At 30.9% G+C, this 22952-nt stretch carries 19 protein-coding genes; 13 read left to right on the forward strand and 6 right to left on the reverse strand.

Features of this window, described 5'->3' with window-relative positions:
• Nucleotides 1-300 precede the first annotated feature (300 nt).
• Nucleotides 301-984, reverse strand: a complete 684-nt coding sequence (locus B4E95_RS12360; protein WP_125349109.1) for a LysE family translocator — start codon at nucleotides 982-984, stop codon at nucleotides 301-303.
• 41 nt (nucleotides 985-1025) lie between these two features.
• Nucleotides 1026-3185 carry a ribonuclease R gene (gene rnr, locus B4E95_RS12365; RefSeq protein WP_286495668.1) on the reverse strand — a complete coding sequence of 720 codons (2160 nt, stop codon included), beginning with the start codon at nucleotides 3183-3185 and terminating at the stop codon, nucleotides 1026-1028.
• 278 nt (nucleotides 3186-3463) lie between these two features.
• Here rnr and B4E95_RS12370 point away from each other — a divergent pair, with 278 nt between their 5' ends.
• Nucleotides 3464-4261, forward strand: coding sequence for a glycosyltransferase family 25 protein (locus B4E95_RS12370; RefSeq protein ID WP_286495666.1), 798 nt, complete (start codon nucleotides 3464-3466; stop codon nucleotides 4259-4261).
• A gap of 134 nt (nucleotides 4262-4395) precedes the next feature.
• Here B4E95_RS12370 and asnA read toward each other — a convergent pair whose 3' ends face one another.
• The gene (gene asnA / locus B4E95_RS12375; protein ID WP_286495665.1) at nucleotides 4396-5400 is read right to left on the reverse strand and encodes an aspartate--ammonia ligase; all 1005 of its coding nucleotides are present in this window, start codon (nucleotides 5398-5400) and stop codon (nucleotides 4396-4398) included.
• 233 nt (nucleotides 5401-5633) lie between these two features.
• Complete coding sequence (gene rpiB / locus B4E95_RS12380; protein ID WP_286495664.1) at nucleotides 5634-6074, reverse strand: ribose 5-phosphate isomerase B; 441 nt, start codon at nucleotides 6072-6074, stop codon at nucleotides 5634-5636.
• A 542-nt stretch (nucleotides 6075-6616) separates the two neighbouring features.
• On the opposite strand from rpiB, the gene B4E95_RS12385 reads away from it, so the two are divergent.
• The 3 genes from B4E95_RS12385 (at nucleotide 6617) to B4E95_RS12395 (ending at nucleotide 11280) form a co-directional block, all read left to right on the forward strand.
• Nucleotides 6617-7807 (forward strand): phosphoglycerate kinase, encoded by a 1191-nt coding sequence (locus B4E95_RS12385; protein WP_291064129.1) that lies wholly within the window; start codon nucleotides 6617-6619, stop codon nucleotides 7805-7807.
• Between the two features lie 563 nt (nucleotides 7808-8370).
• Nucleotides 8371-9522: an ATP-binding cassette domain-containing protein gene (locus B4E95_RS12390; protein ID WP_219034082.1), complete on the forward strand. Its 1152-nt coding sequence runs from the start codon at nucleotides 8371-8373 to the stop codon at nucleotides 9520-9522.
• A 12-nt stretch (nucleotides 9523-9534) separates the two neighbouring features.
• On the forward strand, nucleotides 9535-11280 hold the full coding sequence (locus B4E95_RS12395) for a hypothetical protein (RefSeq protein WP_291091785.1): 1746 nt from the start codon (nucleotides 9535-9537) through the stop codon (nucleotides 11278-11280).
• Between the two features lie 222 nt (nucleotides 11281-11502).
• On the opposite strand, the gene B4E95_RS12400 is transcribed toward B4E95_RS12395, so the two are convergent.
• Nucleotides 11503-11943 carry a hypothetical protein gene (locus B4E95_RS12400; RefSeq protein ID WP_291091787.1) on the reverse strand — a complete coding sequence of 147 codons (441 nt, stop codon included), beginning with the start codon at nucleotides 11941-11943 and terminating at the stop codon, nucleotides 11503-11505.
• Nucleotides 11944-12167: 224 nt separating this feature from the next.
• A complete protein-coding gene (locus B4E95_RS12405) occupies nucleotides 12168-12758 on the reverse strand; it encodes a hypothetical protein (protein WP_221855673.1) in 591 nt (196 codons plus the stop codon).
• A 258-nt stretch (nucleotides 12759-13016) separates the two neighbouring features.
• Between B4E95_RS12405 and B4E95_RS12410 the strand changes: the two genes are divergently transcribed.
• The 9 genes from B4E95_RS12410 to B4E95_RS12450 all read left to right on the forward strand — a co-directional run bounded on the left by B4E95_RS12410 (nucleotide 13017) and on the right by B4E95_RS12450 (nucleotide 22950).
• A complete protein-coding gene (locus B4E95_RS12410) occupies nucleotides 13017-14018 on the forward strand; it encodes an AAA family ATPase (protein WP_038336178.1) in 1002 nt (333 codons plus the stop codon).
• A 25-nt stretch (nucleotides 14019-14043) separates the two neighbouring features.
• Nucleotides 14044-14916: a DUF58 domain-containing protein gene (locus tag B4E95_RS12415; protein ID WP_291091789.1), complete on the forward strand. Its 873-nt coding sequence runs from the start codon at nucleotides 14044-14046 to the stop codon at nucleotides 14914-14916.
• Nucleotides 14916-15881 (forward strand): BatD family protein, encoded by a 966-nt coding sequence (locus B4E95_RS12420; RefSeq protein ID WP_291050888.1) that lies wholly within the window; start codon nucleotides 14916-14918, stop codon nucleotides 15879-15881. The genes B4E95_RS12415 and B4E95_RS12420 overlap by 1 nt, the downstream gene beginning before the upstream one ends.
• Before the next feature lie 2 nt (nucleotides 15882-15883).
• On the forward strand, nucleotides 15884-16900 hold the full coding sequence (locus B4E95_RS12425; protein ID WP_291047415.1) for a vWA domain-containing protein: 1017 nt from the start codon (nucleotides 15884-15886) through the stop codon (nucleotides 16898-16900).
• Entirely contained in the window at nucleotides 16900-17910 is a 1011-nt protein-coding gene (locus B4E95_RS12430) for a vWA domain-containing protein (protein ID WP_291050885.1), read from the forward strand. The genes B4E95_RS12425 and B4E95_RS12430 overlap by 1 nt, the downstream gene beginning before the upstream one ends.
• 17 nt (nucleotides 17911-17927) lie before the next feature.
• Nucleotides 17928-18785: a tetratricopeptide repeat protein gene (locus B4E95_RS12435; RefSeq protein ID WP_291050883.1), complete on the forward strand. Its 858-nt coding sequence runs from the start codon at nucleotides 17928-17930 to the stop codon at nucleotides 18783-18785.
• Nucleotides 18785-20578 carry a BatD family protein gene (locus tag B4E95_RS12440; RefSeq protein WP_291050881.1) on the forward strand — a complete coding sequence of 598 codons (1794 nt, stop codon included), beginning with the start codon at nucleotides 18785-18787 and terminating at the stop codon, nucleotides 20576-20578. The genes B4E95_RS12435 and B4E95_RS12440 overlap by 1 nt, the downstream gene beginning before the upstream one ends.
• A gap of 158 nt (nucleotides 20579-20736) precedes the next feature.
• Nucleotides 20737-21363: a hypothetical protein gene (locus B4E95_RS12445; protein ID WP_221855683.1), complete on the forward strand. Its 627-nt coding sequence runs from the start codon at nucleotides 20737-20739 to the stop codon at nucleotides 21361-21363.
• 66 nt (nucleotides 21364-21429) lie between these two features.
• Nucleotides 21430-22950 carry a histidine kinase gene (locus tag B4E95_RS12450; protein ID WP_291066102.1) on the forward strand — a complete coding sequence of 507 codons (1521 nt, stop codon included), beginning with the start codon at nucleotides 21430-21432 and terminating at the stop codon, nucleotides 22948-22950.
• The last annotated feature ends 2 nt before the right edge of the window (nucleotides 22951-22952 follow it).

A 22952-nucleotide genomic window follows, 5' to 3' on the forward strand; every position in this document is an offset into this window, starting at 1 on the left:
GCTGAGAAAATAACTTATGACTTTACTGTAAAAAAAGAATTTAATTTAGAGTCTTTTGATCTTTCAGCTATTTTTGGAGGAGGAAATGGAGGTTTAAATACTGAAAAAGCCAAGGCTACATTTAAATTAGGCTATAACAAAGTAATTAGTTATAAAGTAGATATGGAAGGAGGTGCTTTTTTTGATAATAGATGGGGAGGTGCCAAATTTGTCGTTTCCAAAGAAAAATAATAAAAATTTATAACACCTTTTATGTTAAGTAAAAACTCCCATCAAAAAATTTGATGGGAGTTTATATTTCTAACTTGTTTGTTCTTGATTAATGAGCTGATTCTCTATCTTTTGATCAATTTCTTTAAAGAATCCGAAACCTTTTAAGATAATGATTAATCCAAAGACTAAAAGACAAATACCAACTCCTTTTCGCACCATAAATACTTTTTGATCGGTAAAACGTTTTTGAAGTTTTCCTGCCAAAAATATTTTACCCAAATCTATTACAAAATAGGTCGTCAAAACAACGCCCATATACAGCATAAAATCGCTTGGATTTGGATATTGAATCATAATTGAAGAGACAATTACAAACCAAAAAACAATGACACCGATATTCAACAAATTCATAATAAATCCATTGATAAACGTTCTCAAATAATTGTTGCTTACAAATCCCGCTTCGCCTTCTATATGTAGCTTTGGTTTAGAGAAATACATGAAAATTCCGTAAATCAATACAAAGAAACCTGCAATGATATAAATGCGGTAAAACTTTGGATGATTGGTCACATAATCTGTAAAATCTTTACTTCCGTAATAGGCTGCTGCAATACACAAAATATCAGCTGCAATAACTCCTAAATCTAGGACTACAGCGGTTTTCCAACTTCTACGCAAACTGGTTTCAATAAGTAAGAAAAATACAGGTCCAATAAGAATTGTACTTAACAAAAAACCTATTAGTATGGCCGAAAATATTATTTCCATAACATAATTAAGGTCTGCAAGATAAGTCTAAAATATGAAACTTAAGCATCAACTAATTCAAAATCTAATTGCTTCTTGATTAAATCAGCATTTAAAACTTTGATTCTAACCGGACTTCCTAACTGATATTTAACACGTGTGCGTTTACCTATTAAAGCATGATTTTTTTCGTCAAAAACAAAATGATCACCTTTCATAGCACGAGAACGAATCAAACCTTCGCAACGCGTTTCTGGGATTTCAACAAAGATTCCATAATCTTGTACACCTGTAATAAAAGCATCAAAAGTTTCGCCAACAAATTGCTCCATGTATTTTACTTGCATATATTTTATTGACTCTCTTTCTGCTTCTGCAGCAATTTTTTCGCGAGAAGAACAATGTTTTGCTTTATCTTCGTAAACAGCTGCTGCAGGAGATTTTTTATCATCTAAATAATCTTGCAACAATCGGTGCGCCATCATATCTGGATAACGACGAATTGGCGATGTAAAATGCGTGTAATAATCGAACGCTAAACCGTAATGTCCTATATTCTCTGTTGTATATTTTGCTTTCGCCATTGTTCGCATTGCCAAAGTTTCAACCATATTTTCTTCTGGTTTTCCTTTCACTTCTGCTAACAACTTATTCATAGAATTGATAGTTGTTTTACGATCTCCAATCTCTAATTCATACCCAAATTGACGAATAAAATTTTTTAAGTCTAATAGTTTATCTGGATTTGGATCATCGTGAACTCGATAAATATAAGTGTTCGCATTCTCTTTTCCATGTTTATCTAAACTAATGAATTCTGAAACTTTTTTGTTACATAATAACATGAATTCTTCAATCAATTTATTCGAATCTTTCGAAATTTTGAAGAAAATTCCTTGTGGATTATGCGCTTGATCTAAATCGAATTTTACTTCAACTTTATCAAAATTAACCGCTCCATATTTCATACGTTTTTGGCGCATTGTTTTGGCTAAACGATCTAAAGTCAAGATTTCATCTTTAAAATCGCCATCTTTTCCTTCGATAATTTCTTGTGCTTCTTCATATGTAAAACGTCTATCCGAATGTGTAACAGTACGACCAAACCATGTTTTTACAATCTTCGCATTATCATCCATTTCGAAAACTCCCGAAAACGTATATTTATCTTCGTTTGGACGCAAAGAACACGCAACATTCGACAACACTTCTGGCAACATTGGCACTACTCTATCCACCAAATAAACAGAAGTTGCACGCTTGTATGCTTCTTGCTCGATCAACGAACCTGGACGAACATAATGTGTAACATCGGCAATGTGAACACCAATTTCCCAGTTTCCATTCTCTAATTTTCGTATTGATAAAGCATCATCAAAATCTTTTGCATCTTTCGGGTCGATTGTAAATGTCGTTACATTTCGCATATCTCTACGACGAGCAGCTTCAGCTTCATCTATCGAAGTATCCAACTGATTTGCTTCTTCTTCAACTTCCTCTGGAAATTGTGCTGGCAAATCGTATTCTAACAAAATTGCATGAATTTCTACATCCGTATCGTCTGGACTACCCAAAACTTGCGTGATTTCACCAAATGGTGAATTAGATCCTTCTGGCCAATTTGTTAATCGAACCACAACTTTTTCTCCTGGTTGAGCATTTTTAATTTTCTCTTTCGGAATAAAGAAATCGTGGTTACCATTTTGCATCGTTACAAAACCAAAATTTCCGTTCTTTCCTAACTCGAAAATACCTGTAAATTCAGTTTTATTACGCTCGATAATTTCTACAATTTCTCCTTCTGCTCTCGATTGATTGGCATGTTTTTTTGGATAAACATATACGCGAACCGTATCGCCCATTAAGGCATTTCGCGTTTTTCCTTTTTGTACAAAGACATCTTGTTCAAGACCATCAATCATAATATAAGCGCTTCCCGAAGAAGTCAAATCCGCAATCCCAACCATATAATCATTGGTTGCATTGATTTTGTATTTTCCTCTTTCTACTTCAGAAATCTTTTTGTCAGCTAATAAAACATTCAAATTCTTAATCAATAATTCTGTATCAATTCGATTTGTTAGGTTTAAAGCTGCTGCAATTTGTTTATAATTTAAAGGTTTATTCGGATTTTGAAATAAAACTTCGATGATAGACTTCGTAAACTTTGTTATGTTTTTGTCTTTTTTCGCCTTTGTATTTTTAAAATTTCTTCTTGGCATAATTTGTTTTCTGTCAAATCTCTTCTTTTTTTTTAGAGATTTATTTTAAAATAGTTAATAAATAAACATCTTAATTATTTGATTATTAAATTATTTTTAATAACTATTGATAAGATGTTAATAAACAACATAACCACTGCAAAGGTAATATATCCTTTTTCTAAAATAACATTTTACAGCCAATTCTATGTTACGGAAAGGATAAGATTACTTGTAACGTTTTGATTTATTGCGAAAATTGAGCCAAAAAAGCTATTTTTGCATTGATAATTAATTGAATGAAAACTAAACCATTATATCAAACTTACTTGATTAACCTTGATAGAGCTACGGATCGGCTTGAATTGATGCAAAAAGAATTCGAAAAATGTGAGATTACTTACGAAAGAATTTCTGCTGTAGATGCCAAAACTTTGGATTCGTCAACCTATAAAATAAAAAATAAATATGACCGCGATTTAGTTCCTGGAGAAATTGGTTGTTATTTGAGTCATGTGAAAACGCTAGAAACTTTTTTGGCTTCTGAAAATGATTTTGCTTTGATTATAGAAGATGATGCAATTTTGGTTGATGATTTTAAATCTGCTGTAGAACATGCTCTTTCTAATTATGAAGAACTTTCTAACAAGCATAAATGGGATGTTTTGAAGCTATTTAACGGAAAAAGAAAACATATAAAAATTGCTGATGTGAATAATAAATACATTATTGGTGCTTGTGGAACGAGTATTCCAATCACAACAATTGCAGCCATTTGGACAAGAAAGGCCGCAGAAAAATTTTTGAATAAAATTAAAACGCCACTACCTATGATTCAACGTCCAATTGATTGTGATTTGCAGCATGCTTGGGAATTTGATTTAAGAATTTACAACCTTCTTCCATCGCTTGTTAAACCAGCTCCAGTAGAAACGCAAATTCAGATTAATCGCAGTTTAAGAAAGTCTAAATTTCCAAAACAAATTCAATACGAATTGAATCGATTATTTCCTAAATATTTCTATTTGATTAATCATCATGGTTTCAAAAAATTCTATGATAGTTTTATTGTGAAGAAAAATGAAAGAATTTCTTAATCAACAATTATTACACTTATTAAGTTACTGAATTAAAATAAATTAACAACCTTTATCAACAGTTATAAACATTGTTAATTTCGATATAAAATACAAAAATAGCAGTTTCAAAAATTTTGAAACTGCTTTTTCATTTATAATAATTCGATGCTTTCTTCTTTTAATTTTTCTTTTACTTTTCCGTCCCAAATACTCGCTTGTACTTCGCCAATATGTCGAGATTTCAACATAAACATACACATACGAGATTGTCCAATTCCACCTCCAATTGATTCTGTTAACTGATCATCTAACAACATCGAGTGAAATAATAAATTTTTACGATCCGAAAAATCTCTAATTTCTAATTGTTTGGTCAAAGCTTCTTTATCTACACGAATTCCCATCGAGGATAACTCGAAAGCAGATTCTAAAACAGGGTTCCAAACTAAAATATCACCATTAAGACCTCTAAAACCAGCACTGTTTTCTGTACTCCAATCGTCATAATCAGCGGCACGTGCATCGTGTAATTCTCCATTACTCAATTCTCCTCCAATTCCGTAAATAAAAACAGCTCCAAATTCTTTACAAATTGCATTTTCACGTTGTTTCGGCGTAAATGTTGGATACTTTTGTAGTAAATCTTCAGACGAAATAAATGTAATTTGTTCTGGTAAAACAGCTTTCAATTGTGGATATTTCGCCTCTACATTTTGCTCCGTTTTTTTAATAACTTTATAAATCGATTTTACTGTCGAAAAAAGATAATCCAATTGACGATCTTGTGGAACAATTACTTTTTCCCAATCCCATTGATCCACATAAATAGAGTGAATTGGCGAATAATCTTCGTCTGGACGCAAAGCGCGCATATCTGTTATAATTCCTTCGCCTGGCTCAATTTCTAATTCTTTCAAACGAATACGTTTCCATTTTGCCAAAGAATGTACAACTACCGCATTTTTATCATTCAAAGATTTTATAGGGAATTTTACAGGTCTTTCGATACTATTCAAATCATCATTAATACCTGTTCCGTCCAAAACTACCAATGGTCCAGAAACTGGAATAATGTTTAATTCTTTTTGTAATCCTTTCGAAAATTCTTCTTTTACAAAAGAGATTGCTTGTTCTCTACGTAATAATGCTCTGCTCATCTTTTTAATCTTTAAATGATTTGTTTTTTTAACTGATGTAAAAGTAGAACAGCTAAAATCAATAAATATACTATTGACTTAAATTGGTTTAAAAATATTTAATTTTAAATATAAAATATTATTTATACTTAACTATTTAAACTTTATAATAGTTTTAAATTTAATTTTTAAAATAAAAATCGGTCAACTCTAACGAATTGACCGATTTTATATCTTATAATAGATGTATAAAATTATCCGTTGTATGAACAAGCAATTTTATCTACGCGTCCTTGGTGACGACCACCTTCAAATTCTGTTGCTAAAAATGTATTCACAATTTCTTCTGCATAGTCATACGCAATAAAGCGTGCAGGTAATGTTAACACATTTGCGTTATTGTGTTGACGAGCTAACTTGGCAATATCCGTCATCCAACATAATGCAGCACGAATTCCTTGGTGTTTATTTGCAGTCATTGTAACGCCTTGCGCACTACCACAAATCAAAATTCCGAAATCTGCTTTTCCATCTTCTACAGCTTGTGCCGTTGGGTGTGCAAAATCAGGGTAATCAACACTCGCTGTTGAGAACGTACCAAAGTCCTCAACCTCAAATCCTTGACTTGTTAAAAAGGGTACTAATTTCTCCTTATAATCGAACCCAGCATGGTCCGCTCCGATTGCAATTTTCATTTAATTAACAGGTGTTTTTGTTGTTTTTGTTTAAATAATTGTAAATCAAATGTTAAGTAAAAGTAACAACTTGTTAAAAGATGATTGAATAAAACTAATAACTTTTCGAGAGAAAAATTTGGAAATCTGATTCAAAAAATCAATTAGAAATAAATCAATACAAGTCAAGTAAAAGTTTTCATTTTGGCATAAAAGATTTACACACCGTTATGAATAGTTTTCACAAAACTTCTTTTTAACAAAAGTTGTTTATCAACCAAAATGATAAATTGTTGATAGAATATCTAACTCTTTCATTACAAAACAAAATTACAAATAATAGCTTGTTAATTGCTATTAAATAAAATTTATCTCACTTTAGTTATCCACATATTAACAGTGCTAATAATAGTAACATATTTTTCTTTTTTTAAAATTTAAAAATTAATTAAACTATATATATTATTATGAATTGTTAATAGTTGAAAATTGTATTGAATGATTTTAAGTCTCAAAATGAAAGTTTGATTACTTTTGTGTAGTTCAAAATTTCAAATCAAAATATGAAAACAATCAACGACTACAATTTCGAAAACAAGAAAGCATTGATTCGTGTTGACTTCAATGTTCCGCAAGACGAAAACTTAAATGTGACAGATGATACACGTATTAGAGCTGCAAAACCAACGATCGACAAAATATTGAAAGATGGTGGCGCTGTTGTATTAATGAGTCATTTGGGACGTCCTAAAGGCGAATTCAATGATAAATATTCATTAAAACATATTGCATCAAAAGTTTCAGAAATTCTTGGCGTTGATGTGATCGTTGCGAATGATGTTATTGGCGATGATGCGAAACAAAAAGTAAGTAATCTAAAACCAGGCCAAGTTTTATTATTAGAGAATGTTCGTTTCCACAATGAGGAAGAAGCTGGAGATAAAGACTTTGCAAAAGAATTGGCTCAATTTGGAGATATTTATGTGAATGACGCTTTCGGAACAGCACACCGCGCACATGCTTCGACTGCAATTATTGCTGAATTTTTCCCGGGAAATAAATGTTTTGGTTTGTTAATGGAACAAGAATTAACAGCTATTAACAAAGTGTTAGATGATGGTGAAAAACCTGTAACAGCGGTACTTGGAGGAGCTAAAGTGTCTTCTAAAATTACGATTATCAACAATATTTTACCAGTTATTGATAACTTGATTATTGGTGGTGGAATGACGTATACATTTGTGAAAGCAAATGGAGGAAAAATTGGAAATTCGTTGGTAGAAGATGATAAATTAGATTTAGCGAAAGAAATTTTGGCTGAATGTGAAAAACATAATGTAAAAGTTTATTTACCGGTTGACAATGTAATTGCTGATAATTTCAGTAATGATGCAAATACACAAACAGTTCCTTCGGATCAAATTCCTGATGGATGGATGGGAATGGATGTTGGTGAAGAATCGTCAAAAGTTTTTGCAGATGTAATTAACAATTCGAAAACAATTCTTTGGAATGGTCCTTTAGGTGTTTTTGAAATGTCAAATTTTGCAAAAGGAACTATTGCTTTAGGTGATGCAATTGCTGAAGCTACGGCAAACGGCGCTTTCTCGCTTGTTGGTGGTGGAGATTCTGTTGCTTTCGTAAAACAATTTGGTTACGACGACAAAGTAAGCTACGTTTCTACAGGAGGTGGCGCAATGTTAGAATCGTTGGAAGGTAAAGAATTACCAGGAGTTGCTGCGATTTTAAAATAAGAAAAGGAAAAAAATACTTAAAATAGTAAAAAATTAAGTCGAGCATTTGCTCGACTTTTTTTGTCTTAATTGTTAAGCTGAATTTATTTCAACTTCTCATCTTAATGATTAGGTTCTTCACTTTGCTGTCGTTTCGTTCAGAATGACATTTTTTTTTTAGCATCAAATTTTCTGCCATTCCAACGTTAGGAGGAATCTCAATGATTCTAAAATTGTTAATAGTAATCACTTGTTATTTAATAAATTAACTACTTTTCAACTGAGTTATAAAAAGAATGTTTATAGCTTGATTAATTACTCAAATTGTTAATAGTAAACTATTCAATATAAATGAATTAAAAAGTTATGAATAAACTTTATTAAAACTTGTGAATAATGATGATTTTAGAACTAAATTGATTTAATAAAGTTAAAATTGTTAATTATAAAAACTTGATAAATAATGAATTAAAAAGTAATTAAGAAAGTTTATCAAAAATTGTTGAAACTGAAATCTCCCTACAATTAGCCATTTTATTTATAGAAAAGGATTGTTATATTCGTAATGATTTAATAATCAATCTATGAATGAATTTAACCAACGACTAAACGAAGTAGAAAATCATTTGCAGCACAATGATCTTGATTTGGGCTATCGCCGATTAATTGATTGCGTGTTGGATTTGGGTGAGAAATCTTTTTACAAAGAGATTATCTCCTATTCGGATCTTTATTACACCGAAAATTCTACGAACGAAAATAAAATAACGCAGGCTTTACAATTGGTGGAAAAGTTAAAACAAGCTTCTCCTCCTCCCTTTCAGAAAGAAGAAACATTGATATCAACCAACAATGTTGAAAAAGCTTATCATCGTCGAAATTTTAAACTCCATCCCATTACTTTTGATTTGAAATCACGAGAAGTTGTTGGATTAGTTGGAGAGAATGGAAATGGAAAAACGACTTTATTGCGTTTAATTTGTGGTGAATTGAAACCAACTTCTGGCGAAATAATTTATCATTTTTCTAAAGCAAAACCGTTTAGTTTTGAGCTGAAAACAAAATTAGTTTATGTGCCGCAACGAATCGAAGTTTTATATGGTTCGTTGATGGAAAATCTGCAATTTACCTTGACATGTTATGATATTTACAACGAAGAAAATAGGTTATTAGCGAATGTTATGTTGGCGCGTTTGGGGCTTTGGCCTTACAAGGATTTGCAATGGCGACAATTGTCGTCTGGTTATAAAATGCGATTCGAGCTCGCGCGAACGTTATTGCGTCGTCCAAAAGTATTGTTGTTAGATGAGCCTTTGGCTAATTTAGATATTTTGGCACAACAAATTATTCTTGAAGATTTGAAATTTTTATCACAATCAATCCGAAATCCTTTTGGTGTTATTTTGAGTTCTCAACAATTGTACGAAGTTGAAAAAGTATCGACAGAAGTTCTCTTTTTAGAGCAAGGAAAGCTTAAAATACAAGGAGATACAAATGATTTGGAAGGTGATTTTACGATTGTTGAAATTGATGTTGAAAATACCAAAGAAGAGTTATTAACAGCTTTATCTAACATCGAAATTAAACAGATAAAATTCAATGGAGGATCATATATCGCATATTTTGATGATGAAATTTCAATGAATATGATTTTGTCTGAAATCGGAAAATCATTATTGAAAGTAAAATATATTCGAGATATTTCGAAATCAAGTCGTCGCTTTTTTGTCAATTAAAACCAACCAACTATGTTCAAAAAAATAAATCAAACTTTAATTACCAAATATCCATTGATTTGGAATCTGAAATTTATTTGGATTTTGTTGACGGTTTTAGTTTTCAACTTGATTGCATTTATCAATGGTTTTTTGTTTTTTACTAAAAAATCTCAACTGCAAGAAACTGGACTTTATGAAGTGTTTTTCAACTCAGGAATTGCAATTTATTACCTATTAATTGGTGACATTATCGGCGTTATTTGGTTGTATTTCTATATAAAAAATAATCGTTTCAAATCAAATTATCCAACCTCAAGAAATTATTTATTCAAAGAATTTTTGGCCGTTTTCTTCATTATATTTTTGATGTTTTATGTACCAAATTCGTTCAAAACTGGTCTTAAATTTCGTGTTTCAAATTATATAACTGAAGAACAATATTTGAAAGATATCGATATTATAAATAGAACGCAAGGTTTTACGTTGCAACCAAATTTTGGGTACGATAATTATTCGAGAAATTTGCCTGTTCCAGCTTTTGATTCGTTGGTTTCGGAAAAAGAAACAAGAGAATTATATGAAAAAAATAAGAGAGAATATTTAAGAAAAAATCCAACATACTCATATGATGCTTTTTTGGATCCGTATTTCAGAAATCCTGAATTTGAAACCTTATTAAGAGATTATTTTCCGGATCGATTTAGTTATTCTAAAATTAATTTTAATCAAACGTATCAACCTCTTAAAAAGAATAATTCATCTACAGATTCATTTCAAGAAGAAATGGACTATCCTACTACAGTAGCTGTAGATTCAACTTATGCTGTTGTCGATTCTGCTGCAGTAACATTAAATTCTGGTGGAAAACCAGATGTTTATTACAACTTAGCAAGTTTGTATAATTATAGTGTTTTGGCTTTTAACAATCCGAAAGATTCTACTTTAAATCATCAATTTTATGATGGACAATGGATTGCTTTGTTGCAAAAAAATGATCGAAAAGTAATTGAAAATTTATTGAATAATTATACCGATTTATTAAAAAAGCAAGAAATTGGGTATCAGTTCAAACATAAAAAGTGGATTGATTATTTGCCTCAATATCCGTATTATTTTATTGATCATAAATTGAATTATATTGATCCTTATCAAACTGTAGATAAAAAACTGAATGATTATATCCACCAAGATAGTTTAAACAAAGTGTATGAAAATATTGAGTTTTCGAAATATAGTTCCACTTGGTTAGAACATATTCAGTACTATTTACTAATCGCTTTAGTTATTACCGTTCTTATTATTACATTCAGATTTAGTTCGTTCAAAGTTTGGTTAATTTCATTGATTGGCGCAGGAATTTTGGCAATTTTAGGAAGCGTTTTCGGAATTTCTATCGATGCAAGTATTGGTTATACACAATTCACACCTTATATTATTTTATTTGTTTTTTACATTGCATTTATAGTGACTACACTAATTGGCTTACGTTCCAAAAAATATAAAGTTTTGACAGGTGTTAATCTTAATTGGTTTGTTGCGACCAATATTTTTATTGGAATTGTGATGCTTAGTTTTTACACAGATTTGCGTGAAGAAATGTTATATGAAGCAAATAAACATATGAATATTTATGAGTTTAGACAAACAAATAAAGAATTATTGCTGTTACAAGAATTTGCAGAAATTTTTCTTTACATCAATCCAATTTTATATTTAATAAGTTTTTATTTCATCATCAATCTTTACAAAAAATGGCAAGCAATGCCAGAAGAATAAAAAAAGAAAAGCGAGCTAAATCGGCTCGCTTTTCACTTGATAATTGAATGAAAATGAATTTTAAAAACTACTTTAAAAAAACTTACTTATGAAATAAAATAACACATTGTGCTATTCAATAATAATTTTAAAACTCATACAAATTTTAAAATATTCTTTCAAAATTTAAATTAATAGAGGTTAACCATCAAAATTTATAGGTTAACCCTATTTTTTATGATTTTATGCACATTTAGACGAATGTCTATTTCCTTTTGCATCACGTTTTTTGTGCATACTAAATTTATCAGATTTCATACGTTTTTCACGATCTTGTTTGTATTGATTGAACTGATTTTTGTCTAAAATTTTCTCTAATTTAATATCAAAATCGTTTGTACCTTTTTCTGGTCGAGAACCTCTTTCTCCTTTTTGAGTAGAATTTTTGTCTCTGTTCGCAAATTCTTTTTTCATGTCAGAATCTCTACTTTCTAACAACGATTTTACTTTTTTCTTTTGAGTAGAACTCAAATTATATTGATCAAATTTTTTTAATTGTTGATCTACAGTTGGGCGTTCTCTTTGCTCTTTTCTATTTCCAGATCGTTCACCTTGTTGTGGTCTTTGTTGAGCAGAAACTGCCATAACCATCATTATACTTGCTAATAAAAATGCTTTTTTCATAATCTATGTTTTTGTTTACAACTAAATGTTAGAATTATATTCTTTTCATTTTTCTTGAAACAAAGTTGCAACACAAAAAAAAGACGTCAACAATATTGAGGTAAACGAGTGTTAAGTATCGGTGAAATCAAGGATTTATTAAATTTTTTAACAAAGTTGTCAAATTTATTGAATAAAAAAATCCATTCTTTATCGAATGGATTTTGATGTATTTTTTTGAAAAATTATTTCAATTCTTTTCCTAATAATTTTCCAGTTGATTCGTAAGCAGAAGCAATTCGACCGTATTCCATAACAAAATCATTTTTACCCGAAGTTCCTTTTACTTTATCCGATTTTATAGAAAGTAAAATGTTAGAAGGATTTGCAGTTTCAACAAAATTTAAAGTTGTGCTTAGTTTTGCTGGTTCAATAGCTATACCAGCATGATAACCAGGATAAATCCATTCAGAATTGATAATCAAAGTATATTTTGCAGCTGGATTTTTTACAAAATTTAATTTTTTAGATTTAGTAGTTCCTTTTATAAATTTATCCAAAAAAGTAACATTTCTATTTTCATTCCAATCTGCAAGCCATTGTTTCCAATAATTTTCTCCTCTTTTCGGATTATTTAAAACATCTTTTTCACGTTTCTCTAAATATTCAGTTTCAGTTTTATTTTCATCATAAAATTTAACATCATCAAATAATAGTTGAACATTAATTTCTTTTTGATCTTTTAAAAAATCAGTGTTTCCAGATACAACCTGAATCTTTTGAGCAAAAGTTAAAATGCTTGTTATAAAGCAAATCATCAGTAAATAATTCTTCATACAGTATTGTTTTTCAGTAAAAATATAAATATTCTTTAAATAGTTATTGTATAATCATTTAAAGAAATATTATTTGGAAACGTTTATTGTTTATAAATAGTTTGTAAGTCTTGGAAAAATTTTACTGAAAATAATAATCAAAACGTTTGGTACACTACTTTTGTCTTAACAAAGTTTAACAATATTGTATGAAAGTTTTAATTTCTAAATCAATTGTATTTGTTAATTTTAGAGGAAATTTGAATCAATAATATAAACATTAATTTCAACGAAATTTTGGATATACAACAACTAAACCAACAAATAGAAGCAAAAAGCGAAAGCATTGCAAGGTTGACATCGGAAATAAATAAAGCGATTATTGGACAAGAAAAAATGATTGAAAGTCTATTAATCGGATTACTTGGAAATGGACACGTTTTATTAGAAGGTGTTCCTGGATTAGCAAAAACATTGGCGATTAAAACATTATCTGATGCTGTTGATGGATCTTTTTCTCGTATACAATTTACACCAGATTTGTTACCTGCCGATGTTGTGGGAACACTTATTTACAATGTAAAAGAAAACGATTTTAGAATCAAAAAAGGACCAATATTCGCCAATTTTGTTTTAGCTGATGAGATTAACCGTTCGCCTGCAAAAGTACAATCTGCCTTGTTAGAAGCAATGCAAGAGCGTCAAGTAACAATTGGTGATGAAACGTATCCGTTACAAAAACCTTTCTTGGTTTTGGCAACTCAAAATCCAGTGGAACAAGAAGGAACTTATCCTTTGCCAGAAGCGCAAGTTGACCGTTTTATGTTGAAAACTGTAATTACTTATCCGGAATTTGAAGCAGAACGTTTGATTTTAAGAAATTCGATTAATCAATCTTTTCCAAAAATTGAGAAAGTAATCTCTATTCAAGAATTGTTGGATGCGCGCGAAATGGTGAAACAAGTTTATATGGACGAAAAAATTGAAAAATATATTTTGGATATTATTTTCGCGACTCGTTTTCCAGAAAAAGTTGGATTAGAAAAATTGGTTCCAATGATTTCGTTTGGTTCTTCGCCTCGTGGATCGATCAATTTGGCACAAGCTTCAAAAGTGTATGCATTTTTACGCAAACGCGCTTATGTTATTCCAGACGATGTACGTGCAATGGCAAAAGATGTGTTGCGTCACCGTATCGGAATTAGCTACGAAGCAGAAGCAGAAAATGTTACACCAGAAGAAATTATCGACAATATTCTTAATGTTGTTCCAGTTCCTTAAACCATTATTCAAAATCATTTAAACTTTGGATGCAAAAGAAATCATCAAACGTGTAAAACGTATTGAGCTAAAAAGCAAGCGTAAAGCGAGCAACCTTTTTATGGGTGAATATCACAGTTCATTCAAAAGAAGAGGTATGATTTTTAGTGAAATTCGTCCTTATCAATATGGTGATGACGTTCGTAATATCGATTGGAATAAAACGGCTCGGTATAGCGAACCTTATGTAAAAGTTTTTGAAGAAGAACGAGAATTAACCATGTTTTTATTGGTTGATGTTTCGAATTCTGAAAACTTTGGAACACGAAAACAAATTAAAATGGAAACGATTGCTGAATTGAGCGCTACATTGGCTTTTTCGGCAATTACCTATAATGATAAAGTTGGTTTGATTTTATATTCGGATCAAGTGGAGAAATTTATTCCACCCAAAAAAGGAAAACAACATGTGTTGCGTTTGGTAAGAGAAATTGTTTCTTACGAACCAAAAAGCAAGAAAACTGATTTGGCAGCGACGTTGGAAACATTTATAAATTTGGTTCGCCGAAAATCAAATGTTTTTATTCTTTCAGATTTTATTGATTCTTCTGATTATGAAAAAGCATTGCGAATCGTGGCAAAAAAACATGATGTGACTGGAATTAGAGTTTATGACGAAAAAGAGCAATCTTTTCCAGATGTCGGTTTGGTTCATGTGCAAGATAACGAAACAGGCGAAATTCGCTTGATAGATACTTCATCGAAGAAATTGCGCCAACAATATGCGCAATATTATCGCGATTTAAATCAACGTTATCAATCTATTTTCAAGAAAAATCATTCAGGCGCAATCAGTATTCGTACCGACGAAGATTATGTTCGCCCATTGTTAAACTACTTTAAAAGTCATAAAGCCTAATGAAGAATTTATTGCTTTTAGTAAGTTTTTTTATCTTTCAATTTTCGTTTGCGCAAGAAATTACACCAAAATTGGATCGCACGACAATCAAAATTGGCGAGATAATCCAATATGAAGTAAAAATTGATTACAAAGAAGGAGATAAAGTTGTTTTTCCTACGATTTCAGATTCAATTAATCATCATATCGAAGTTTTAGGTCAAAAAATTGACACTATAAAAACGGATGGAAAATCTGAAATTGTTCAACATTTAGAACTGACTGGATATGATGCAGGTAAATTTAATATTCCGTCATTTATCATTCAGAAAAATGGAAAAGATTTAACAACAAAACAACTTGAAATTGATATTCAAGATATTGCAGTTGATACAACGAAAAATGCAATTTTCCCGATAAAACCTGTAATGGAAGAAGAATATTCTATTGGAGATTATTGGAATAAATATTGGTTGTACGGCATTATTGCCTTGATTTTATTTATCATTGGAATTGTTTTGGTTGTATTATATGTTCGCGCAAAATCGAAATTATCTGGCAAAGATTCGTACAAAACGCCTTATGACGAAGCGAAAGCAAGTTTGAAAGCCTTGGATGCCAAGAAATATTTGAAACGTGGTGAACAAAAAGAATATTATACACAATTATCATTTATTGTAAGACGATATTTAGGACGTATTTACAACTTTTCGGCATTAGAAATTCTGTCGGATGATTTGGTAAAATATGTTGCAACAAAACCAGATGTTTTACCAGAAGATGTACAAAAATTTAAACAATTTTTGTTCGATGCTGATTTGGTAAAATTCGCCAAACAAGAGTTTGATGAACCGACAAATACTTCGCACCGAAATTGGGTAGATGAATTTGTAGATCGTGTAAAACCATTAGAAATTCCAGAGAATGAAGATTTGAAAAAAGACCAAGTGACGGGAGAAAAATATAAACAGTTTAATAACAATTAGGAATGCTAAATTTTGAGTTTCAAAATCCTTGGATCTTACTCTTATTGCTTGCTTTGCCTTTCTTTATTTTCAGAGAAATTCGCAAAACGAGCCAGAAAAAAGCATCCTTAAAATTACCTTCGCTCAAAGCATTTGGAGGTGCAAAAAGTTCGTTAGCGACGTACAAACCACTTTTATTTTTGATGCGAATTATCGCAATGGTTTTGTGCATTGTTGCTTTAGCTCGTCCACGTTATGTAGATGTTACGACAAAAGTAAAATCGGACGAAGGAGTTGATATTTTATTGACTGTAGATACGTCATTGAGTATGTTAGCGCGCGATTTGAAACCAGATCGTTTAACAGCGTTAAAAGAAGTTGCAAAAGACTTTTCACTTGGAAGAAAAACGGACAGAGTTGGTTTGGTCGAATATTCTGGAGAAGCTTTGACACGTGTTCCATTAACAACAGATCGTGATGTTTTGATACAAGAAATCGAAATGTTACATTCTGGTAGTTTAGCTGATGGAACAGCAATTGGAGTTGGTTTGGCAACAGCTGTTAATCATCTTAAAAATAGTAAAGCAAAATCTAAAGTAGTTATTTTGATTACAGATGGTGTTGAAAGTGTAAATCCTTCTGGAGATTTGATGTATGTTTCACCGAGACAAGCCGCTGATATTGCAGCAGAGAAAGGGATAAAAGTATATACAATTGGTATTGGAACAAACGGAATGGCGCCTATGCCTGTTGGTTACGATATGTTAGGTGATTACGTTTTTGAGATGCGTCCTGTACAAATTGACGAAAAACTGTTAGAAGAAGTTGCAGATAAAACTGGAGGTTTATATTTCCGTGCAACAAACAATGAAAGTTTGAAAAACATTTATAACGAAATTGATAAACTTGAAAAAACAGAGATTAACGAAGTCAAATATTATAATTATACCGAATTGTTTGCACGATTCTTATTGCCTGCATTCATCATTTTGGTATTAGAAGCCATTTTACGAAGAACCGTTTTTAAAGAATTAATCTAATGCAGTGGGGAGAATTACATAATATTTGGTTGATGATTTTATTGTTTGTCGTTATTTTTCTATCGATAACAGTATTTCAATGGCGCGAACGTGTAAAGAAAACATTTGCAGATAAAGAACTGTTTCCATTTGTTTTTCCAATCACTTCTTCAAAGCGTTATGGTTTCAAAATCATTGCATTTTGTGTGGCTTTATTTTTAATGGTAATTGCATTGATGGATCCACTTTATGGTGAACGAGATGTGCAAGTAAAGCGCGAAGGAATTGATATGGTTTTCTTGTTAGATTTATCAAGCTCGATGAATGCGCAAGATGTCGCTCCTTCTCGATTAGAAAAAGCAACAAAATTAATCACAGAAACATTACATCAATTAGGCGGAGATCGAGCTTCTTTGGTTGCGTTTGCAGCGAATGCTTACACAATTTCTCCATTGACAAATGATTATGCTGCAATCGAAAGTTATTTGCAAAATGTTAATACTGAGTTAATTTCGAGTCAAGGAACAAATTACTTAAATGCGATTCAGGAAGCTGCAAAAACATTCAAAGGATCGGCGAATACAAGTAGATTAATTGTGTTAATTTCGGATGGAGAAGACAACGAAAATACAGTTAATCAAGCTTCTAAAATAGCAAAAGATAACGGAATTCATATTGTAACAGTTGGTGTTGGAACAGATAAAGGAGCTCCAATTCCGATGTACTACAATGGCTACGCCGAAGACTATAAAAAGGACGAAACAGGTTCTACAGTTATTACAAAATTAGAAGATAAAAATCTTCGCGAATTGGCACAAGATACAAACGGAACTTACATTCATTTGGATAATACACAAGATGCATTATCCGCACTATCAATGTACAAAGCTCGATTAGATAAAAACGAAATTGCTAACTCTACAACAAGAGATATGAATCACATTTATCAGTGGTTTTTAGCGGTTGCGGTTTGTTTACTTTTTGTGGAATTATTAACATCTGAATATAAGATTTTTAACAAAAAGAAATAGTAAGTTTGTATGGTAAAATGATGTACTTTTTAAAACAAATAGGATTTTTAGGAATAATGCTTTTATCCGTTTTTGGTTACAGCCAATCGAAAGCGAAAAGCTACATTATTGAAGGTAACGAGTATTATCAAAAAGGAAAATTTGATAATGCAGAAGTTTCCTACAAGAAAGCTACCATGGAAGATCCAACTTCTGTCAAAGCAAATTACAATTTGGGAAATGCCTTATTTCAACAAAAACGCTACAAAGAAAGTATAGCGCATTACAAACGTTCTGCTGAAGTATCTAAAACGAATAATGATAAACATTTGGCTTATCACAATTTGGGAAATGCTTTTATGCAGGAAAAAGATTATCAAAATGCTGTTGATAATTACAAACAAGCCTTACGAAATGATCCAAAAGATGATGCAACACGTTATAATTATGCATTAGCCAAAAAAATGTTAGAAAAAGAACGTGAGAAACAAAAAGATCAGAATAATAAGGATAATAAAGATCAAAACAAACAAGATCAAAATAATCAGCAAAAACAACAACAGCAGCAAAATAAACAGAATCAACAAAACCAAAATAACCAAAAGCAAAATCAGAATCAATCTCAACAACAACAATCTGATCAGCAGAAACAGCAAAATCAAGGAGGAAATCCGAAAGCTGGTGGTGAAAATGGAAACAATAAAGGACAAGGAAATAATCAATCTCCAGAAATCAAACAAGGAAATAATGGAGACGGAAAAGAACAAGATAATGCAAAGAATAATTTGGGAGACGGTTTGCTAAAAGCATTGCAAAATCAGGAAGCCAAAACCCAACGAAAAATTATTCAACAAAAAGCAGAAAAACAACGAACAACAACATCTAAGGATTGGTAATGACAACGACAAGCGTTTTAAATAGCTTTTTAGTGTTTGCCTTAACGTCTATCACAGCGTTAGCACAACAAATTTCTTTTAAATCTGATGCAGATAAAACACAGGTCAGTTTAGGAGAAGCATTTAGCGTGGGCTTTTTTATCGAATCTAATACAGATAGTTATTCGATTGATCAACCAATGAAATATCCTCCACATAATGGATTACAAATTGTAGGTGAACAACGCTCGCAAAATGTTTCTTATGTGAATGGAAAAGGAGTGATAGAAGAAGGAATTATCCTTGCTTTTGTTGCTGAAAAAGAAGGTAAATACCACATTGGAGCTGCTAAGATTGTGATTAATGGAAAAACCTATACATCGAAACCTGTCGATGTTGTAGTGAAAGGAACAGGATTGACGCACAACAATTTTAGAAGCAACACTTCGCAGCCTGTTTTTCTACAAAGTAAAGTTTCGAAAACGAATCCTTATGTGAACGAACAAGTTGGTTTATCAGTAAAATTATACGTAAAAGATTTATCTTATCTTAATCGTAAACAAAACTTTCGTCAAGGAAATTTAGACGGATTAAGCCCAAAAATTGTAAAAAGCTCTCCCGAAAATATCAAGCAAGAAATTGTTGGAGGAAAACAATATTTCTCCGAAGAAATTGCACGTTATTATGTTTTTCCTCAAAAACCAGGAAAGATAGAAATCGATCCGTTTTCGGTAGATGTGGTGTTGCCAACAACGTATGGAGCGGAGCCTGTAGAAGTGCGTAGTAATCCAGTTGTGATTAATGCAAAAGCACTTCCAGAAGAAGGAAAGCCAAAGAATTTTAGCGGTGCAGTTGGTCAATTTAAAATGAACGCTTCGGTTGATAAAAAAGAAGTTACAACCAATGAAAGTGTAAATTTTGATGTTGAAATTATTGGAACAGGAAACTTTAATACGATTAATTTACCTGAAATTACGACGCCAAAAAATTTAGAAAAATTTGCGCCGAAAAAACGTGATGCATATAAAACCTATGATACAGGAATGAAAGGAAAAGTTGCTGAGCAAACAGTTCTTGTACCAAATATTGGAGGAGAATATACGATTTCGCCTGTAGAATTTAGTTATTTCGATCCTGTTAAAGAGAAATATGTAACCTTGAAATCAGATTCGATTAATTTGTCTGTTTCAGGTTCTAAAACTTCTTCTGCAACTGCTATAGCATCTAATTCACCAGATTCGACAATTTCTGAAAAAATAGAAGAAATGACGAATGATGTAAAAGAAGGAAAAAGCGGTTGGTTGTGGTTAACAGGTGGCTTAATTGCATTGAGTGCCGGAAGTTTATTTTTGATGAGAAAGAAAAATAATTCGACACAAAAGCAAACAATAGAACCAAAAATAAAACCGCTTAACGAGCAAAATAATTACGAAGCTTTTCAACCAAAAACAGAAACCCAAAAGTTTACTTTGGTTGAAAAACCAACGATAAATTCGAATCAAATTTCTGCTGAATTAGATGAATTGAAGCAAAAAATAAACGTTGAAGACCAAAAAGATTTTTATCAATTACAAGAAAATATTTTGTGTAATGCCGCGCTATTAAAAACGAATACAGATTTAGCTCATTTTTCTGACGAGGTGATTGCAAATAAATTGATCGAAAATGGTGTGAGCGAATTAGCTGTAGAACAATGGAAATTGTTGCTGAACAACGCACGACAAGCTAAATATGCCCTTGGTGGTTTGCATCAAAATTTAGAAGAAGTTTTCGAAGCAACGCTAAATATTTCCGAAGAATTATTACGAAAATAAATTTCAAGTTTTTTAGATAGTAAAAGGGACAATCTCAGTTTTGAGTTGTCCCTTTTATTTTACAATTCATCCATCATATTTTACAATTCGGTAACATATAATTTCAAACGAAAAGTGTTTGTAAGAACTTTGACTCAACAAATTAAAAAACACAAATGATGAAAACAATTTTCTTAACAAGCGCAATTTTATTCACTGTATCAACTTTTGCACAAAAGAATTTTGAATCAGATATGAATAAAACTTTAACGGAATGGAACAAAGGAAATCATTCTTCTGAAGTTAATTTTAAGCAATTAATAAATGATTATCCAAATGAATGGTTGCCTAAATATTACTTGACTTTTTCTGAAGTTTTGAAAACGTTCGAATCAAAAGATATTGCTAAAAATGAAGAAATTCTTTTGAATGTAAAAACTCAAATCGATGATTTAGTCAGAAATAATCCATTAAATGTAGAAATTCTAAATTTAAAAGCGTTGTATTTAACAGCAGAAATTGTGCAGAATCCAATGCAAAATGGAGCAATTTATTATCCAGAAGTAGTACAAATCTATCAAAAATCGTTGATGTTAGACCCTACTAATCCACGTTCTGTTTTAGGTTTGTCTGAGTTCAATATCAATGCTGCAAAATATAGTGGAATAGATATTACACAAGATTGTAAAAATGTAAAAAAATCTTTAGCTTTATTTGATGCTGAAAAGCCAAAGAATAACGAACCCAAATGGGGAAAAGATCGTGCTGAACTATTGTTGAAAAATGAATGTAAAAACGTACAATAATGATAGCTTTAGTCGCTCAGTTTATTAACGAAATTGTTTGTTGGTTGATTAATTTAATTGCTTAATATGGAAAAAGTACAAAAAATAGGGTTAATTATTTTTTCAATAATTTTTACATTAATTATTTTACTTATAGAATTTAATTTAAATGAACGCAATTTTATAGTCGAATCATCTAAAGATTTAGGAAGAATATTAGGTTATTTTACTAGCTTCTTAATTTTAGGATTTATTATTTACAAATTTGTATATGGAATTATAGTTTCTGACAAAAAGTTAATTGTTCGCAATATTTTGATTCTATTTGTAGTCAATGTTTTGATTTATAGCGTGATATTTTTTACATCGCCAAATGTTTCATTCAATCAATTTTTTCATCCAGAAGCCATCAAATATTTTATCGGATATTTTTCGTTCAGTGTTGCAGCATCTTTTGTAAATACGAGTATTTTTTATGATTTTAGGCAAAATTTACCAGAATCAGCTGATTCACAAAGAATGATAAGAAAGTATTTTCTACGTTCAATTTTTTATACGATGATTTTGTACTATGTTTTTGTGAAATTTGGAAATCAACTTCTTCAAAAATATATTTTTTACGATCAAACGATTAACTATTTTTTGGTTGCGTTAATTACAACATTCTTTTTAGCACTTTTTTATTTTCTTGATAGAAAGAAAAATAAATTAGAACGTAAAATTGTTATCGAATCAACAAAAGCAGAAACAGCAACTGCACAATTCGAAACCTTAAAAAATCAATTAGACCCACATTTTTTATTCAATAGTTTGAATGTTTTAACTGGTTTAATAGAAGAGAATCCAGAGAATGCAATAGATTTTACAACATCACTTTCTAAGATTTATCGATATGTTTTAGAACAAAAAGACAAAGAAGTTGTGTCGATTCAAGAAGAAATAAATTTTGCAAAAACCTATGTCAACCTTCTAAAATTAAGATTTGAAAATAGCATCGATTTCGAAATTGAACAAATAACTTTCTCTGAAACCGAATTTATTGTGCCACTTTCTTTGCAGATTTTATTAGAAAATACAATCAAACACAATATTGTATCTGATCAAAAACCTCTTAAAATTAAAATTTATAAAAAAGATAATTATTTGATCATTGAAAATTCTTTCCAACCAAAAGAAACCATAAAAGATTCGACAGGAATTGGACTGAAAAATATTATTAATCGTTATCAATTAATTTCTAATCGAGAAGTAGATATCGAAAAAAATGAACAAATATTTCGTGTAGAACTTCCCATATTAACACAAAAAAATAAAACTATGAATACACAAAATTTTGACGAACAACAAGCTTATCAACGTGCAATAGAACGCGCAAAAGAATTGAAAAAGTTTTATGCACATTTAGGAACTTATATTGTAATGAGTTTATTCTTTTTTATTCTCAATTTAGTTACAAGTAACGGGCATTGGTGGTTTTATTGGCCAGTTTTAGGTTGGGGATTGGGCGTAGCGCTAAATGCTGTAAAAGTTTTTGCGTATGGTTCTGGTTGGGAAGAAAATAAAGCCAAAGAAATCTTGGAAAAAGAGCAAAATAAAAAGTGGCAATAATC

The sequence above is a fragment of the Empedobacter sp. UBA7494 genome (assembly GCF_002478465.1).
In the GTDB taxonomy this organism is placed as follows: Bacteria; Bacteroidota; Bacteroidia; order Flavobacteriales; family Weeksellaceae; genus Empedobacter; species Empedobacter falsenii_B.